General features: G+C 69.6%; 17 protein-coding genes. 11 read left to right on the top strand and 6 right to left on the bottom strand.

The genetic code is table 11. The annotated features are described in order from the left end of the window. Positions 1-12: 12 nt before the first annotated feature. The 4 genes from M2283_RS35745 to M2283_RS35730 form a co-directional block, all read right to left on the bottom strand. Positions 13-489: a MarR family winged helix-turn-helix transcriptional regulator gene (locus M2283_RS35745; protein ID WP_280880640.1), complete on the bottom strand. Its 477-nt coding sequence runs from the start codon at positions 487-489 to the stop codon at positions 13-15. A 92-nt stretch (positions 490-581) separates the two neighbouring features. After that, complete coding sequence (locus M2283_RS35740; protein ID WP_280880639.1) at positions 582-1,376, bottom strand: AIM24 family protein; 795 nt, start codon at positions 1,374-1,376, stop codon at positions 582-584. After that, the gene (locus tag M2283_RS35735) at positions 1,373-2,023 is read right to left on the bottom strand and encodes an AIM24 family protein (protein ID WP_280880638.1); all 651 of its coding nucleotides are present in this window, start codon (positions 2,021-2,023) and stop codon (positions 1,373-1,375) included. The genes M2283_RS35740 and M2283_RS35735 overlap by 4 nt, the downstream gene beginning before the upstream one ends. Before the next feature lies 1 nt (position 2,024). Then, complete coding sequence (locus tag M2283_RS35730; RefSeq protein WP_280880831.1) at positions 2,025-2,657, bottom strand: AIM24 family protein; 633 nt, start codon at positions 2,655-2,657, stop codon at positions 2,025-2,027. A 159-nt stretch (positions 2,658-2,816) separates the two neighbouring features. Here M2283_RS35730 and M2283_RS35725 point away from each other — a divergent pair, with 159 nt between their 5' ends. From M2283_RS35725 to M2283_RS35695, 7 genes are all read left to right on the top strand, one after another. Next, positions 2,817-3,161 (top strand): DUF3817 domain-containing protein, encoded by a 345-nt coding sequence (locus M2283_RS35725; protein ID WP_280880637.1) that lies wholly within the window; start codon positions 2,817-2,819, stop codon positions 3,159-3,161. Next, positions 3,158-3,451 carry an MTH1187 family thiamine-binding protein gene (locus M2283_RS35720; protein ID WP_280880636.1) on the top strand — a complete coding sequence of 98 codons (294 nt, stop codon included), beginning with the start codon at positions 3,158-3,160 and terminating at the stop codon, positions 3,449-3,451. The genes M2283_RS35725 and M2283_RS35720 overlap by 4 nt, the downstream gene beginning before the upstream one ends. A gap of 145 nt (positions 3,452-3,596) precedes the next feature. Beyond that, entirely contained in the window at positions 3,597-4,391 is a 795-nt protein-coding gene (locus M2283_RS35715) for a hypothetical protein (protein WP_280880635.1), read from the top strand. Beyond that, positions 4,388-5,074: a DUF4166 domain-containing protein gene (locus M2283_RS35710; RefSeq protein ID WP_280880634.1), complete on the top strand. Its 687-nt coding sequence runs from the start codon at positions 4,388-4,390 to the stop codon at positions 5,072-5,074. The genes M2283_RS35715 and M2283_RS35710 overlap by 4 nt, the downstream gene beginning before the upstream one ends. Positions 5,075-5,103: 29 nt before the next feature. Continuing rightward, a complete protein-coding gene (locus M2283_RS35705) occupies positions 5,104-5,757 on the top strand; it encodes a TetR/AcrR family transcriptional regulator (protein WP_280880830.1) in 654 nt (217 codons plus the stop codon). A gap of 427 nt (positions 5,758-6,184) precedes the next feature. Further along, entirely contained in the window at positions 6,185-7,969 is a 1,785-nt protein-coding gene (locus tag M2283_RS35700) for a glycosyltransferase family 2 protein (RefSeq protein ID WP_280880633.1), read from the top strand. 3 nt (positions 7,970-7,972) lie between these two features. Continuing rightward, positions 7,973-9,928: a kelch motif-containing protein gene (locus M2283_RS35695; RefSeq protein WP_280880632.1), complete on the top strand. Its 1,956-nt coding sequence runs from the start codon at positions 7,973-7,975 to the stop codon at positions 9,926-9,928. A gap of 39 nt (positions 9,929-9,967) precedes the next feature. Here the strand turns inward: M2283_RS35695 and M2283_RS35690 are convergent, their stop codons facing one another. Continuing rightward, positions 9,968-10,963 carry a glycoside hydrolase family 6 protein gene (locus M2283_RS35690; protein WP_280880631.1) on the bottom strand — a complete coding sequence of 332 codons (996 nt, stop codon included), beginning with the start codon at positions 10,961-10,963 and terminating at the stop codon, positions 9,968-9,970. Positions 10,964-11,046: 83 nt separating this feature from the next. Further along, the gene (locus M2283_RS35685) at positions 11,047-12,030 is read right to left on the bottom strand and encodes an ArsR/SmtB family transcription factor (protein WP_280880630.1); all 984 of its coding nucleotides are present in this window, start codon (positions 12,028-12,030) and stop codon (positions 11,047-11,049) included. An 85-nt stretch (positions 12,031-12,115) separates the two neighbouring features. Here M2283_RS35685 and M2283_RS35680 point away from each other — a divergent pair, with 85 nt between their 5' ends. The 4 genes from M2283_RS35680 to M2283_RS35665 all read left to right on the top strand — a co-directional run bounded on the left by M2283_RS35680 (position 12,116) and on the right by M2283_RS35665 (position 16,101). Continuing rightward, complete coding sequence (locus M2283_RS35680; RefSeq protein ID WP_280880629.1) at positions 12,116-13,378, top strand: MFS transporter; 1,263 nt, start codon at positions 12,116-12,118, stop codon at positions 13,376-13,378. Between the two features lie 21 nt (positions 13,379-13,399). Then, a complete protein-coding gene (locus tag M2283_RS35675; RefSeq protein WP_280880628.1) occupies positions 13,400-13,909 on the top strand; it encodes a MarR family winged helix-turn-helix transcriptional regulator in 510 nt (169 codons plus the stop codon). Positions 13,910-13,986: 77 nt separating this feature from the next. After that, the gene (locus M2283_RS35670) at positions 13,987-14,325 is read left to right on the top strand and encodes a DUF3817 domain-containing protein (protein WP_280880627.1); all 339 of its coding nucleotides are present in this window, start codon (positions 13,987-13,989) and stop codon (positions 14,323-14,325) included. Between the two features lie 75 nt (positions 14,326-14,400). After that, positions 14,401-16,101 carry an acyl-CoA mutase large subunit family protein gene (locus M2283_RS35665; RefSeq protein WP_280880626.1) on the top strand — a complete coding sequence of 567 codons (1,701 nt, stop codon included), beginning with the start codon at positions 14,401-14,403 and terminating at the stop codon, positions 16,099-16,101. The last annotated feature ends 46 nt before the right edge of the window (positions 16,102-16,147 follow it).

The following is a 16,147-nucleotide window of genomic DNA, read 5'->3' as shown; positions in this document are numbered from 1 at the left end:
GAGTCGGGGCCGTCAGGGCCGGCCCCGCTGCCCTCGCAGATGATCCGCGATGGGCTTCAGCCCCTTGTCGAGCTCCGCCAGGGCCTCGGGGGAGAGGAGGTCGATGAAGTGCCTGCGCACGGACGCCACATGATGGGGCGCGACCTTCTTCATCGTCTCCAGGCCCTGCGCGGTGAGGACCGCGTAGAGGCCGCGGCGGTCCGACTCGCAGTTCTCGCGCCGGACCAGGTTCGCGTTCTCCATGCGGGTGATCTGGTGGGAGAGGCGGCTCTTGGACTGGAGGGTGGCGGCGGCGAGGTCGCTCATCCGCAACCGCATGTCCTCCGACTCGGAGAGATTCACCAGGATCTCGTAGTCGTTCATCGTCAGGCCGAACGGCTGGAGGTCCTTCTCGAGCTGATACGTCAACAGCCTGTTGACCTCCAGGTGGGTGCGCCAGGCGCACTGCTCCGCATCGGTCAGCCAGCGCGTGGCCGTCTCGGTCTCCATGAATGAAGTCTACCTAAAATGTTGAAATGCGAACTAGTGAGGGCGGTGTGACGGTGCGCACGCGTTCGACGTCACACTCCGCAGACTACCGCTCACAGCCCGAAGCGACGTTGGAGGTCCCCCAGCTGTCCGGGAAGGCGCGGTGCGCCGGCTTGCTGTCCGGGACCTGTGGGTCCGCCATGTCCCGGCACTCCGGCCTGCTGCGGAACCGCCCCCGTGGCCTGCTCGGCCATGAGGATCTCGGTGGACTGGAGCAGCACGGTGCCGGCCCCCACGAACTCGAACTGGTGCTCCTCCCCGGAGGCCCCGCCGATGCCCGTCAGTGCACGTAGACCGCCCATTACACCTGTCATGTAGGCGTGGTCGTAGTGATGGCACGGCGAGGGGCAGTCGGCCCAGCCGACGAGCGCCTGCGGGTCGACCCGGATCGGGGGTTCCATGAACACCACCGGACCGTTCGAGGCGGCCACGAACTTTCCGGTTCCGATGAGTGTCAGAAAACCGGGCACGATCGATTGCTTCAGCGCGAGAGTTGGCTGAAAAGCGAGGAGGTTGCCCGAGCGAATGGTCAGATTGCCGTCTTCCAGGTCGTACGAGTTCACGTCGAAGGCCCGGTCGGCGAGCAGCATCTTGCCCGAACCCTCCGCCACGACCCAGTCGCTGGCGTGCAGAGGCGAATGAAAGGACGTACGGACAAGACGGTCCAGGCGGCCGTGTCCGACGCCGTTGAACTCCATCGAGCCGTAGTAGGCGATCATCTTCCCCTTCTGCAGGAACCACTGGCTCCCTTTGAGTTCCACGCAGAAGGTGTACTTGTTGACGTTGTCGTCGACCGGCAGCGTCATCGGGTCGAAGACCGTGGGTCCCGCCCCCGGGTAGGTGGTCACAGCTTCTCCTCCGACGCCTGGACGTACACCGCACCGCTGCCGCTGAGCTCCAGCTGGAAGGCCTCGCCCGAGCCGCGGCCGACCATGTCGCGCCAGCCGAGCGCGGTGGACAGCTTGTTGCGGACGTCGCCGTGGTGGGCGACGTAGGCCTGGGGGTCGACGTGCACCGGTCGCTGCGGGGTGATCGGGATCTCGAAGACACCGCCGTGCGCCATCACGGCGACGGCACCCTGCCCCTGCAACGTCGTGGTGAACAGCCCCTGTCCGGTGACCTGCCCGCGCACCATGCCCATCACGCCGCCCTGCGAGCCCATGAACATCGTGCCCTGCCGCAGCGTGCCCTCGAAGGCGAGCAGCCGGTCCGCCTCCACGTAGAGCGTGTCCCCGGTGAGCCCGATGACCTGGACGTGATGCCCCCCGTGCCCGAACAGCACGGTCCCGCTGCCCTCGACGGTCATCAGCGGCGTGGCCTCATTGGCCACCCGCCGCCCGATCATCGACATGACCCCGCCCTGCCCGCCCTGCACATTGGGCGTGAAGGACACGTCTCCCTTGTAGGCGAGCATCGCGCCCCGCTGGCTGAACACCCGCTGCCCGGGCAGCACGGTCGCCTCGACCATCTTCGAATTGATCTCGCGGAAGGTCATGTCACACGTCCCCCGCGATCGTGTTCCGCTCGCTCGGCTGTACGTACACCAGCCCGTCCCCCTCGAACCGGATCTGGAAGGCCTCGCCGCCGCCCTCCCCGAACAGTGTGCGGAAGGTCACGCCGGACTGGAAGGACTGCCGGACATTGCCCTGATGGGCGATGTACGCCCCCGGGTCCACGATCAGCGGGTACTGCTGACTGACCCGCAGCACGATCGCCGGCCCGTCCGACGTGATCGCCGCCTGCCCGGAGCCCTCCACGGTCGTCGTGAACAGCCCGTTGCCCTGCGAGGCGCCGCGCATCCCCGTGAAGGTCGTGCCCGTCCTGAGCCCCGCGTCCGTGGCGAGCAGGTTGCTCGACTCCACGTACAGCTTGTCCCCCCGGAGCTCGACGAGATTGATCTCCGAGGCCCGGTCGGCGAACCAACAGGTCCCCTGCCCCCGCACCTCCATCACGGTCATCTGCTCACCGGTGATCCTGCGCGTCACCATCCCCCGCAGGCCCTCACCGCCGCCGCTCAGTTTCTTGAAGGCCATCTGCCCGTCGTACGCGACCATCGAGCCGTTCTTCGCCTTGACGGCATCCCCGGTCATGTCGACGGCGAGCACCTTGCTGCCTTGAAGTCGGAACATCGCCACGCAGCGAAGGTAACCGCCGGGTCGGGCCGCCGAACAGGGCCCGGGGGTGGAGAGGCACCCTGACCGCACCCCTAGGGGGAGTGTTTGTCAGAATGGACGAACGCTTGTGCTTCCGTTCACAAAGAGCGACCTGTCTCCCACCGAAGGTGACCCGTGGACCTCAAGACCGCCTCCGCCCTGCGCCGCCTGCGCCTCGTCTCGGCCCCCGAGGCCGTCTCCTTCCTGCTCCTGCTGGTCTGCTCGGTCCTGAAGCGGACCACGGACTTCGACGCGGTGCGGCCGATGGGCTTTGTCCACGGCATCCTGTTCATCCTGTACGTGCTCTTCTGGGCCGACGCCTGGAACCGCACCAAGTGGGGCCCCCGCACCGCCGCCCTCTACTTCGTCCTCTCGGTCCTGCCCACCGGCGGCTTCTTCGCCGAGCGCAAGCTCAAGCGCGCCGCCGAGGCCGAGGTCATCGCCTCCCGCGCGCGCCAGGAAGGAATCGTGAACGCATGATCGTCGCCTTCTCCGTGTCCCCCCTCGGCGTCGGCGAGGACGTCGGCGAGTACGTGGCCGACGCCGTCCGCGTCGTCCGCGAATCGGGCCTGCCCAACCGCACCGACGCGATGTTCACGTCGATCGAGGGCGAGTGGGACGAGGTCATGGACGTCGTCAAGCGCGCGGTCGCCGCCGTCGAGGCGCGGGCACCCCGTGTCTCCCTGGTCCTCAAGGCGGACATCCGCCCCGGCGTGACCGACGGACTCACGTCCAAGGTGGCGACGGTGGAGCGACACCTGGCGGAGTAGCCAGGCCAGTTGACGCGATAAGCCCCTGCCCACCCGGGCAGGGGCTTTCTTGTGGCGATGCGATTGAGCGATCGCTCAAAGAGGTGTAATTTCCTGTCCAGCGAATTTGAGCGACCGCTCAAACATGAAACGCGGGGGGATGCGCATGCGGAACGCGGGGCTTTACATAGAGGCGCGGATCAACGCCTCCCTGGACGACCTCTGGGCCCGCACGCAGGACCCTTCCCTCCATCAGCGCTGGGACCTGCGCTTCACCGAGATCACCTACCTCCCGCGCGCGGAGGGCGAGCCCCAGCGTTTTCGCTATGCCACGCGCGTGCTGCCCTTCCTCGCCGTCGCCGGTACCGGAGTCTCGGCCGGCGAGAAGGAACGCCCGGACGGCACGCGTACCTCGGCGCTTCGTTTCTCCTCTCCCAGCCGCCTCTCGCTGCTGGCGGAGGGGAGCGGGTACTGGCGTTACGTCCCGGACGGCGACGGGGTCCGTTTCCTCACCGGCTACGACTACCGCCCCCGCTGGGGTGTCGTCGGCACCGCCGCCGATCGCGTCTTCTTCCGCCCGCTGATGGGCTGGGCGACGGCATGGTCCTTCGACCGGCTCCGGCTGTGGCTGGAACGAGGGATCACACCGGAGCGCGCACGCCGGAACTGGCTGGCCGAGCTGTCGGCACGGGCCATGGCGATCGTCCTTGCGTGCACGGGCTTCGGCTACGGAGGGCTGCTGCGGCTGACGGGCCCCTTCGCCCCGCTCTTCTTCTACGCGATGCCGTTGCTGGCGCTGGTGCTGCTCTCCCTGGCGCTCCTGGCACCCCCACTCCCCACCACCCCGGCGGCCCGCCGCTGCCTGCGCAGACCGGCACGCACGCGTGCACCTCGACTGCTCGCCACCTTGGACGGCTTGGGCAACTCGGGCGGCCTGGAGAACTCGGAGAGCCCCCGATGACGAACCCATCCATCTTCCGTACGGTCATGGGCGCGGACTTCGACCGCCTGCACCCCCACCTCCAGCGCCGTTTCTCGGTAGGCCTGGCGAGCGGGGAGGCGTGCATAGGGCGGGGCGTCATGGGCCGTATCTGGCACGGCGGGGCATTCGTGAAGCCGTTCCTCGCGCTCGGCGCCACACGCAACATCCTCGTCCCGCGTGAGGGGCGGGACGTGCCCTTCGTGATCGAGAACGTCCCCTACGTCGACAGCTTCGGCCGTGAGACGGTGACCTTCGTGCGCACCTTCGACCTCCCCGCCGGCCCCCGCCGATTCGACGCCCAGATGGTGCTGAGCCCCAAGGGCGACCGTGTCCTCGACTACCTCGGCACCCACCAGCACCTCGCCAGCGACCTGCACTTCCGCGCCGAGCCGGACGGGTCGTTGCTGATCCGTTCCGGGGAACACCGGTTCAGGGAAGGGGTGGTGGACGTCCGCGTCCCCGAACTGATCGGGGCGACGGCGGAGGTCCGGGAGTCGTACGACGACACGACCGACCGCTTCCGCATCCGGGTGCGCGTGGTCAACAGGTACTTCGGGCCGCTGTTCGGTTACGAGGGGTCGTTCCGGGCGACGTACACGGACATCCGTACCTGTGGTGTGCGGCCTGGTCTTCGCCCTGTCCGGGAGGAGTCGCGCGCGTGAGCCCCGAGACGGCGAGGCCGGCGAAATCGATGAAGTCGGCGAGTTCGGTGAAGTCGGTGGAGACGAAGACGAAGTTGCTGGAGGGGGCGTTGCGGACGCTCACCGAGCAGGGCATCGCGAAGACGTCGGCGCGGAGTGTCGCGGCGGCGGCGGGGGTGAACCAGGCGCTGGTCTTCTACCACTTCGGGTCTGTCGACGAGCTGTTGGCGGCGGCCTGTCGGTACGGGGCGGAGCAGGCGGTTGGTCGCTACCGGGAGCGGTTCGACGCGGTGACGTCTCTGTCGGAACTCCTTGTCGTGGGGCGGGAGATGCATGAGGCGGAGCGGGACGGGGGGCATGTCGCGCTCCTCGGCCAACTGCTTGCCGGGGCGCAGACTAACGAGGCGCTGGGGCCGGCCACGGCGGCGGGGCTGGACCTGTGGATCGCGGAGATCGAGAAGGTGCTGGTGAGGGTGCTTGGGGGCTCGCCGGTGGGGGAGTTCGTGGACCCGGCGGGGTTGGCTCGGGCGGTCGCGGCGTCGTTCGTGGGGATGGAGCTGTACGAGGGGGTGGATGCGGTCGGGGCGAATTCGGCACTGGACGCTCTTGACCAACTCGGGCTCCTGGTCTCGGCGTTGGAGGAACTCGGGCCGGTTGCCCAACGGGCGGTCCGCCATCGCCTCCGCCGAACGGCCCGCCGCTGACCGGGCTTTCCTCGCCCCCGCCGCCCCTACCCGTCCCATCCCCAGGGGCTCCGCCCCCTCACCCCCACCGGGACTCCGCCCCGGCCCCCATCGGCCCTGAAGGGGCCTCGTCCTCAAACGCCGGACGGGCTGAAAGACACAGACGCGGGCCGGCGTCGACCTCTGCGGGACCCGCACGCACCCGCGGCCGCCCGACCACGGGAGTGGGGCGTGGGGGTGCGTCGCAGGCCGCCGCTCAGCTGGTCCCAACGCACCCCCACGCCCCCGACCCACCCACCGGACAGTCGGCGCTCCGGCCCCCGCCGCCGGCGGCGGCATGGCGCATACGCCCACCTGGCCGCCCCCAGTTCGACACGCCCACAAATGTCCTCTTTTGTATGGATATCGGACAAGATCGCCGATCATTCCTCACTCACTGGAGGGCGCTGTGCGGCCGGAGGGCTACGACTACGACACCCACAGCCGACTCGCCGGACCGCTCACCGAGCCGTCCGCCGGGGCGTACCGGGTGCAGTACACCTCGCTCCTGTCGCGCGAGCCCCACCGAATACGTGCCGTCCTGCTGATGAGCCTCGCGCCGCTGCTCACCGCGGCCCTGCTCGTCTACCTCGTGTGGCCCACCCACTGGGTGGAGCGCGAGGGCGGTCAGGAGTGGATGGTCGGACTCGACATCGCGATGCTGATAGCCATCGGCCTCATCGAGCTGTTCATGGTCGTCAACGTGGCCTCCGTCGCCCACGCCACCCTCGTCGCCCGCGACCCCGTCCCCGTCGTCCCGGCACCCGGCACCCGCGTCGCCTTCCTCACGACCTACGTCCCGGGCAAGGAACCCCTCTCCATGGTCCGCGCCACCCTCGAAGGCGCGGTCAGGATCACGCACACCGGGCCCCTCGACGTCTGGCTCCTCGACGAAGGGGACGACGAGCAGGCCAAGGCGCTCTGCGCCGAGCTGGGCGTGCGCCACTTCACCCGGCACGGGGTTGCCGAGTGGAACCGGCCCAAGGGTGTCCACAAGGCCCGTACCAAGCACGGGAACTACAACGCGTGGATCGCGATGCACGGCGACGAGTACGAGTTCTTCGCCTCCGTCGACACGGATCACATCCCGCACCCGGACTTCCTGCTGCGGATGATGGGGTACTTCCGGGACCCGGACGTCGCCTTCGTCGTCGGGCCCCAGGTGTACGGGAACTACCACAACCCCGTCACCAAGGCCGCCGAGTCCCAGCAGTTCCTCTTCCACGCCCTCATCCAGCGCGCCGGCAACCGCTACCGCGCCCCCATGTTCGTCGGCACCAACAACGTCGTACGGATCGCGGCCGTCAAGCAGATCGGCGGACTGTTCGACTCCATCACCGAGGACATGGCCACCGGCTTCGAGATCCACCGGCACCGGAACCCGGTCACCCGCACCCACTGGCGGTCCGTCTACACGCCCGACGTCCTGGCCACCGGTGAGGGCCCGGCCTCCTGGACCGACTTCTTCACGCAGCAGATGCGCTGGTCGCGGGGGACCTACGAGACGCTCTTCAAGCAGTACTGGAAGGCGCCGTTCACGATGCCTCCCGGGCGGCTGTTCTCCTACACCCTCATGCTCGTGTACTACCCGATGACGGCGGTCAACTGGTTCCTCGGCATCATGAGCTGCTTCCTCTTCCTCTGGTTCGGCGCGTCCGGCACCCAGGTCGCCGCGTCCGTGTGGCTGATGCTCTACAGCGACGCCGCCGCACTCCAGATCGGGCTCTACCTCTGGAACCGTCGCCACAACGTCTCCCCGCACGAACCGGAGGGATCGGGCGGACTGGCGGGCATGGCGATGTCGGCCCTGTCCGCGCCGATCTACCTCAAGTCCTTCGGCGAGGCCATCATCCGCCGCCCCTCCCGCTTCGTCGTCACCCCCAAGGGCGGCGACGCCAGCGCGGACCGGCTGGCGACCTTCCGTATCCATCTCTTCTGGGCGACCTTCCTCGGCACCTCCCTGGCCGCGTCCGTCGTCCTGAACCACACCCACGCGGCCATGCGCACCTGGGCCGTCCTGGCCATGGCGATAGCCCTGGCGCCGGTCGGGGTGTGGTGCTCCACGCTGCTCAAGGAGCGGCGCGCGCGGCAGTCGCCGCACCGGACCCCGCTCAGTGTCGAGGGCGCCGAACCGGCCCTGGCGACCAGCGCGGCCGGCTCCTCCGTCTCCGGCTCCGCGACAGGAGGCAACTAGGCCATGGCCTACCAGCCGTCCCAGAAGACCAAGAAGACCGTCCTGGGGATCGGGGGCATCGCTGTCCTGGCGGGCCTGAACGCCCCGGCCGCCCTGGACTTCGCGAGCGAGAAGTACCACGAGTACGAGATCTCGCGGCCCGAGTACCAGGCGAAGTACGGCTCCTGGAGTCAGATCGACATCCCGGAGCAGTACCGCACCAACGCCATCCACGCGGCGCTCCTGCACACAGGCAAAGTGCTCATCGTGGCCGGGTCGGGCAACGAGCAGAAGAAGTTCGACAAGGGGTCCTTCGACACCGTCCTGTGGGACCCGAAGGCCAACACCTTCAAGAAGATCCCCACCCCCGACGACTTCTTCTGCTCGGGCCACGCCCAACTCCCCGACGGCAGACTCCTGGTGGCCGGCGGCACCGCCCGCTACGAGCGGCTCGACGGGGAGGTGAAGCGGGCCGGTGGCGGGATGCGGGTCAAGAACGAGAACCCCGAAAAGGCCATGTTCCTGAAGAAGGGCACCCGGTTCAGGTCGCCGGCCGGCGTCGAGTACGTCAGCCGCTTCGACGTCACCGTGCCCAAGGCCAAGCGTGCCTTCAAGGTCACCTACAACGCCCGCGGTGTGATGCAGCCCTGGCGCACCAGCGTGACCGCGAGCGAGGTCCGCGTCTTCGTCGAGGCCGTCGAGACGGGCCCGCTGTCCGCCACGGACAAGCAGTCCCAGTACGACATCGAGGGCCTGACCGGCAAGGACGCCAACAACACGTACGGGCTGAGCGAGAAGATCACGCTCGACAAGCAGGACTTCCAAGGCATCCGCGCCGCCTACGAGTTCGACCCCAGGGCGGAGCGGTACATCCCCGTCGACCCGATGCAGAAGGCCCGTTGGTACCCGACCCTCGTCGGCCTCGACGACGGACGCGTCCTCGCCGTCTCCGGACTGGACGACGTCGGCGTCATCGACCCCGGTGACAACGAGTACTACGACCCGAAGACCAAGAAGTGGTCGCCGGGACCGAAGCGGTACTTCCCGACGTACCCCGCCCTCTTCCTCACCAAGGGCGGCAAGCTCTTCTACCCGGCCTCCAACGCCGGTTACGGGCCCGCCGAGAAGGGCCGCGAGCCGGGGCTGTGGGACCTGAAGACCAACACCTTCACCAAGGTGCCGGGCCTGCGCGACCCCGACGAGACCGAGACCTCCTCCTCCCTGCTCCTGCCACCCGCGCAGGACCAGAAGGTGATGATCATGGGTGGCGGAGGGGTCGGCGAGTCCAAGCGGTCGACGCCCCGGACGGCGGTCGTCGACCTGAAGAAGGACAACCCCGCCTTCAAGGACGGCCCCAACCTCCCGCAGGGCACGCGGTACTTGAACAGCGTGATCATGCCGGACGACTCGGTGTTCACGACCAACGGCTCCGAGGACTACCGCGGGCGCGGCGCCAGCAACATCCTCAAGGCGCAGTTCTACGACCCCAAGGCCAACGCCTTCCACGAGGCGGCCGACCCCGCGGTGGGCCGCAACTACCACTCCGAGGCACTGCTGTTGCCCGACGGCCGGGTCGTCACCTTCGGCTCGGACCCGCTCTTCGACGACCAACAGAACACGAAACTGGGCCACTTCGAGCAGCGCATGGAGATCTTCACCCCGCCCGCCGTGCACCGGGGCGGCAGCACCAGGCCGGTCCTGGAGGACGGCCCGCAGCAACTCGACCGGCACCACCGGGCGACGTACCGGACCGATCACCCGGAGCGGGTCGTCAAGGCCCGGCTGATGCGGCCCAGCGCGGTCACCCACACGACCGACGTCGAGCAGCGCTCCATCGAACTCGGCCTGACCAAGGACGCGCACGCGGTGACGGTGGACGTGCCCAACGACCCGGCCCTGGTGCCGCCCGGCTGGTACATGCTGTTCGTCACGGACGCGCAGGGCACGCCGTCCGAGGCCAAGTGGATCCAGGTGAAGTGACGTCCTCGACACAAAGGACCGAAGGGCCGAACGCCGGTGCTACGCCTTGGAGTTGCGTGCCAGCTCCAGGGCGTACTCCGGCCACCACTGCCCCGCGTCCGGACCGCCCTCGCAGGTCCCGTCCGACTCCCCGGGCCGCTTGACCCAGAGGTAGGCGTCCAGGGCCTCCTCGCCGGTGTCGGTGGTCGGCCTGGTGCCGAGCGCGCGGCCCGGCGGGTTGCACCAGGCGCCCGGCATCGGCCCGTTGCCGTTGCGGCTGGTGTCGACGACGAAGTGCTTGCCGCCCAGGTCGCGCGAGAGCTGGAGGCCGTACTTCGTCGTGCGGTCGTCGGTCTGGAAGTTGGAGACGTTCAGCGAGAAGCCGTCGGCCCGGTCGATGCCCGCGCGCTTGAGCGGGTCGACCAGCTTCCAGGGCTCGCGGATCCAGGACGGGTTGCCGGCGTCGAGGTACACCTTGGTGTTCGGCTGCTGCTTCAGCCGGTCGATCGCCTCGCCCAGCAACTGCTCGCGCTCCTCGTGGTACTCACCCGGCGTGCAGCCGTCCACGATGTGCGCGACCGCGTCCGGTTCGAGCACCACGAGCGCCTTGCTGTCACCGAGAGCATCCGCGAACTTCCCGATCCAGGCCCGGTAGGCGTCCGCGTCCGCCGCCCCGCCCGCCGAGTGCTGACCGCAGTCGCGGTGCGGGATGTCGTACGCCACGAAGAGCGCCGTCCGGTCCTGCGAACTCGCGGACGCGGTCGCCGTCCGCACGGCGGGGCCCGGGGCGATCTCGCCGGCCGGCCACAGCGCGACGGGCTCGTCGGCGATCCGGCCGAGCAGTTCGGCGTCCTGCTTGCGTCCCTGGCGCTGCCACATCGCGATCTGCTGCGCGGCCGGGCTCTCCGGGTCGACCCAGAAGGCGGTGGAGGTCTTGGCGCGCGCCTTACCGGAGGCGGCGCCGGCGACGGAGGCCTCGTCGACGCCGGACGACGAACAGCCCGCCGCGAGCCCGAGGACCGCGAGAGCCGCGAGGGTGTGGATCAGCCGGGACATGCCGCTCCCTGGGGCGAAGGTGACGGAACGTCAGTGATCGTCCCATAAAGCGATCTACGGATACGGAACCGACATGGCCGCCGTCAGTCGTCCCCCGACGCCAGCGCGATCCCCAGCGGCGTCCGCTCGTACAGCACCTGATGGCCGTACCGCCGCGCGGTCAGCAGCCCGGCCTCCCGCAGCAGTGTCAGGTGGGCCGAGACCGACGACGGGGCGAGTCCGAGTCGGTGGGCGAGGGCGCCGGTGGAGGCGGGTTCGTCGAGGGCGGCCAGGACGGTGGCGCGTCCGCGGCCGAGCAGCCGTACCAGGGTGTCGGGGGTGCGGCCGGCCGGCTCGGCCCACAGGCCGCCGATGCCGCGGGCCGGGTAGACGAGGGTCGGCTGCCAGGGCGGCTCGAAGGTGCTGACGACGTCCGGCCAGATGAAGACGCTCGGCATCAGCATCAGGCCCTGTCCGCCCAGATGCCGCTCGTGCTCCAGGTTCATGTCGACGGTGAGCGTTCCGGCCTGCCAGCCGAACCGGCGGTTGATCTCGGGCAGCAGCCCGCCGAGCCCGACCTCGGCCAGCCGGCGCGAGTGGAAGGCGACGTCGGCCTCAAGGAGGGTGCGCAGGCGGGGCCAGTCCGGGGCGACGAGCGTGCGCCAGACCTCCTCCATCGCGTCCGCCAGCTCCCGGACCATCCCGGCCGGATCCCGCAGCCACCGCCTGGCCTGCGGCGAGTCGAGGGCGCCCGGGGTGTCGGCGAGCGACTTGGCGGTGTCGGCGCGGGCGGTTGCCGGGTCGCTCGCCCGCACCGCCGCGATCTCCTCCTCGAACGTGGCCGCAGGACCGATCGGCGGCGGGCACAGCCAGTCCGGGCAGTGCCCCCGGCGCGGCATCAGCAGCCACAGGTCCGTGAGGTCGAGGCCTGCCGCCACCTTCTCCATCCGGCGCAGCCAGTGCGCGTGATACCCCTGCCGTTCGGGCCGCTTGAGGGTGCGCACCACCTCCTGCGTCTCCCACAGCGGGGACACCGCGAAGCGGCAGCGCAGGAAGTCGTCCTCCCCGAAGTGCAGACGCGACGGCACGACCACCTGCTCCCCTCTGGCGGCCAACATTCGGTCGGCGCCGAATCTCTAGGATGCCTCGCCCCGGCCGAGCACGCTGCTGCCCATGCCAGACCAGTCCGCGGGCACCACGACCGTGTCCGCACCACCGGCCCCCACGGGATACGCCCGTGTCTTCGCCGTCCCCGAGTTCCGCGCCGTCTTCGCCGCGCACGCCCTCTCCCTGCTCGGCGTCGTCGTCAGCGAGATCTCGCTCTCCGTCCTCGTCTACGACCTCACCGGCTCCCCCCTGCTCAGCGCCCTCGCCTTCGCACTCGGCTTCCTGCCGTACGTCGTCGGCGGGACCCTGCTCGCGGGCGTCGCCGACCGCTTCCCGGCCCGGCGGGTGCTGGTGGTGTGCGACCTGGTGTGCGCGGTGTGCGTCGCGCCGATGGTGCTGCCCGGCGCGCACATCGGCGTCCTGCTCGCGCTGCGCTGCTGCGTGGCCGTCGTCTCGCCGGTGTTCCAGGGCACCAGGATGGCGACGCTGGCCGACATCCTCGGCGACGGCGACCTGTTCGTGCTCGGGCGCTCGCTGCTGCGGATCGTCTCGCAGAGCGCGCTGCTCGTCGGCTACGGCCTCGGCGGCCTGCTCCTGATCGTCGTATCACCGCGCCACGCGCTGCTCATCACGGTCGGCACCTTCTGCGCCTCCGCGCTCCTGCTCCGCTTCGGCACCCGGCGCAGGCCCGCCCGGGCGGGCGTCGGGAACGCCCTGGTGCGGGACGGCCTCAAGGGCGCCCGGCAGGTGCTCGCCGACCGCCGCGTCCGCGCCCTGCTCCTCCTCTTCTGGATCCCGCCGATGTTCTCGGTCGCCCCGGAGGCGCTGGCCGCGCCCTACGCCGCCGAACTGACGGCCGGATCCGTCGGCCTCGGCCTGCTCATGTGCGCGCTGCCGGTCGGCACCATCGCCGGCGAGCTGTACGCCGGCTCCCGGCTGCGCCCGGCCGCCCGCGAGCGCATCACCGTCCCGCTGGTCTGCTGCACGCTGCTGCCGTACGCCGGTTATCTGTTCCGCCCGGGCCTCGCGGTCTCCCTCCTTCTCCTGCTGGTCTCGGGTGCGGGATCGGCGTACACGCTGGGTCTTGACCAGTGGTTCGTGCGGGCCGTGCCCGACGAGCTGCGGGGGCGCGCGATGACCCTGCTCACCGCCGGGCTGATGACGATCCAGGGAGTGGGGATGGCGCTCGCCGGGGTGGTCGCGGAGTTCGCCGGAGTGCGGGCGACCGTGGCCGGCGCCGGGCTGCTCGGCGCGGTGTGCTGCGCCCTGCTGGCGAGGGAGGTGGTACGCATCCGACCGAAAGGCGAGACGGGGCTGACCACAATATGACCGGCCGGTAAGGTCGTTGCCGTGCCGAAGCCGCTCAGCCTTCCCTTCGACCCCATCGCCCGCGCCGACGAACTCTGGAAGCAGCGCTGGGGAAACGTGCCCTCGATGGTCGCCATCACCTCGATCATGCGAGCCCAGCAGATCCTGCTCGCCGAGGTCGACGCGGTGGTCAAGCCCTACGGACTGACGTTCGCGCGGTACGAGGCGCTGGTGCTGCTCACCTTCTCCAAGGCCGGCGAGCTGCCGATGTCGAAGATCGGTGAGCGCCTGATGGTGCACCCCACCTCCGTGACCAACACCGTCGACCGCCTGGTCCGCTCGGGCCTGGTCGACAAGCGCCCCAACCCCAACGACGGGCGCGGCACGCTCGCCACCATCACCGACAAGGGGCGCGAAGTGGTCGAGTCGGCCACCCGCGACCTTATGGCGATGGACTTCGGCCTCGGTGCCTACGACGCCGAGGAGTGCGCGGAGATCTTCGCGATGCTGCGCCCGCTGCGGGTGGCGGCGAGCGACTTCGACGAGGCGTAGCCGGACGCCCGCCCGGTACGTCTCGCGGCACAGGGGCGCCGGAAGATCGCGCGAAACGGGTGGTTACGCTCGTAGCCATGAAAAAGAGCGTGCTGACCCGCTACCGCGTCATGGCCTACGTCACCGGTGTGCTGCTGGTCCTGCTGTGCCTGAGCATGATCGCCAAGTACGGCCTGGACGTCGACGGGGCCGCGGACTTCACCCGCGTCGTCGCCATCGCGCACGGCTGGCTCTACGTGGTCTACCTGGTCTTCGCCTTCGACCTGGGCTCCAAGGCCAAGTGGCCGGTCGGCAAGCAGCTGTGGGTCCTGCTCGCCGGGACCATCCCGACGGCCGCCTTCTTCGTGGAGCGCAAGATCAGCCACGAGCTTGAGGGCAAGATCGCCGAGCCCGCGCCAGCGCCCGTCAAGGCGTAACTCACACCGCCGTGCGACATGCGTACGGCGGTCGGCCATCGACATTTACTTGGACGTCCTAGTAAATTCGAGGGTATGGACGCTGACGCCATCGAAGAGGGCCGCCGACGCTGGCAGGCCCGGTACGACGCCGCACGCACGCGTGAGGCCGATTTCACGACGCTCTCCGGGGACTCCGTGGAGCCTGTGTACGGGCCCCGGGCCGGTGACGCGTACGAGGGATTCGAGCGGATCGGCTGGCCGGGGGAGTACCCCTTCACGCGCGGGCTGCACCCGACCGGCTACCGGGGGCGGACGTGGACCATCCGGCAGTTCGCCGGGTTCGGGAACGCCGAGCAGACCAACGAGCGGTACAAGATGATCCTCGCCAACGGCGGCGGGGGTCTGTCCGTGGCGTTCGACATGCCCACGCTCATGGGGCGCGACTCCGACGACCCGCGCGCGCTCGGCGAGGTCGGGCACTGCGGGGTCGCCATCGACTCGGCCGCCGACATGGAGGTCCTGTTCAAGGACATCCCGCTCGGCGATGTGACGACGTCCATGACCATCAGCGGGCCGGCCGTCCCGGTCTTCTGCATGTACCTCGTCGCAGCCGAGCGGCAGGGTGTCGACCCGCGCGTGCTCAACGGCACGCTGCAGACCGACATCTTCAAGGAGTACATCGCGCAGAAGGAGTGGCTCTTCCAGCCCGAGCCCCATCTGCGGCTGATCGGCGACCTGATGGAGTACTGCGCGACCGGCATCCCCGCCTACAAGCCGCTGTCCGTCTCCGGATACCACATCCGCGAGGCCGGGGCGACGGCCGCGCAGGAGCTGGCGTACACGCTGGCGGACGGGTTCGGGTACGTGGAGCTGGGGCTCAGCCGCGGGATGGACGTGGACGTGTTCGCGCCCGGTCTGTCCTTCTTCTTCGACGCGCACCTCGACTTCTTCGAGGAGATCGCCAAGTTCCGTGCCGCGCGCCGCATCTGGGCGCGGTGGATGCGGGACGTGTACGGCGCGAAGACCGACAAGGCGCAGTGGCTGCGCTTCCACACGCAGACCGCCGGTGTCTCGCTGACCGCCCAGCAGCCGTACAACAACGTGGTGCGTACGGCAGTTGAGGCCCTCGCGGCGGTGCTCGGTGGCACCAACTCGCTGCACACCAACGCCCTGGACGAGACGCTCGCGCTGCCGAGCGAGCAGGCCGCGGAGATCGCGCTGCGGACCCAGCAGGTGCTCATGGAGGAGACCGGGGTCGCCAACGTGGCGGATCCGCTGGGCGGTTCGTGGTTCGTCGAGCAGTTGACGGACCGGATCGAGGCGGACGCCGAGAAGATCTTCGAGCAGATCAAGGAGCGCGGGCTGCGGGCGCACCCGGACGGACGGCACCCCATCGGGCCGGTCACCTCCGGCATCCTGCGCGGGATCGAGGACGGGTGGTTCACCGGCGAGATCGCCGAGTCCGCCTTCCAGTACCAGAAGTCCCTGGAGAAGGGCGACAAGCGGGTCGTCGGTGTGAACGTCCACACCGGGTCCGTCACCGGAGACCTGGAGATCCTGCGGGTCAGCCACGAGGTGGAGCGGGACCAGGTGAGCGCGCTGGGCGGCCGTCGGGAGGCCCGGGACGAGGCGACGGTGCGGGCGGCGCTGGACGCGATGCTGGCGGCCGCGCGGGACGGCTCGAACATGATCGGCCCGATGCTGGACGCCGCGCGGGCTGAGGCGACGCTGGGTGAGATCTGCGGGGTGCTGCGGGACGAGTGGGGGGTGTACACGGAGCCTGCTGGGTTCTGAGCGTCGGTTGGCGTGGGCGAAGGGCAAGGAGGTTGCGCAGCCCGGC

The organism is Streptomyces pseudovenezuelae (assembly GCF_029892565.1).
Classification (GTDB): Bacteria; Actinomycetota; Actinomycetes; order Streptomycetales; family Streptomycetaceae; genus Streptomyces; species Streptomyces pseudovenezuelae_A.
The sequence above is the reverse complement of the archived record's forward strand: the minus strand, read 5'-3'. Positions and strand labels throughout refer to the sequence as shown.

What these genes read in the sequence shown, in the direction of transcription:
- M2283_RS35745 (WP_280880640.1), bottom strand. Translation starts at nt 489, where the DNA reads ATGGAGACCGAGACGGCCACGCGCTGGCTGACCGATGCGGAGCAGTGC.
- M2283_RS35735 (WP_280880638.1), bottom strand. Translation starts at nt 2,023, where the DNA reads ATGACCTTCCGCGAGATCAATTCGAAGATGGTCGAGGCGACCGTGCTG.
- M2283_RS35730 (WP_280880831.1), bottom strand. Translation starts at nt 2,657, where the DNA reads ATGTTCCGACTTCAAGGCAGCAAGGTGCTCGCCGTCGACATGACCGGG.
- M2283_RS35720 (WP_280880636.1), top strand. Translation starts at nt 3,158, where the DNA reads ATGATCGTCGCCTTCTCCGTGTCCCCCCTCGGCGTCGGCGAGGACGTC.
- M2283_RS35715 (WP_280880635.1), top strand. Translation starts at nt 3,597, where the DNA reads ATGCGGAACGCGGGGCTTTACATAGAGGCGCGGATCAACGCCTCCCTG.
- M2283_RS35710 (WP_280880634.1), top strand. Translation starts at nt 4,388, where the DNA reads ATGACGAACCCATCCATCTTCCGTACGGTCATGGGCGCGGACTTCGAC.
- M2283_RS35705 (WP_280880830.1), top strand. Translation starts at nt 5,104, where the DNA reads ATGAAGTCGGCGAGTTCGGTGAAGTCGGTGGAGACGAAGACGAAGTTG.
- M2283_RS35695 (WP_280880632.1), top strand. Translation starts at nt 7,973, where the DNA reads ATGGCCTACCAGCCGTCCCAGAAGACCAAGAAGACCGTCCTGGGGATC.
- M2283_RS35690 (WP_280880631.1), bottom strand. Translation starts at nt 10,963, where the DNA reads ATGTCCCGGCTGATCCACACCCTCGCGGCTCTCGCGGTCCTCGGGCTC.
- M2283_RS35680 (WP_280880629.1), top strand. Translation starts at nt 12,116, where the DNA reads ATGCCAGACCAGTCCGCGGGCACCACGACCGTGTCCGCACCACCGGCC.
- M2283_RS35670 (WP_280880627.1), top strand. Translation starts at nt 13,987, where the DNA reads ATGAAAAAGAGCGTGCTGACCCGCTACCGCGTCATGGCCTACGTCACC.
- M2283_RS35665 (WP_280880626.1), top strand. Translation starts at nt 14,401, where the DNA reads ATGGACGCTGACGCCATCGAAGAGGGCCGCCGACGCTGGCAGGCCCGG.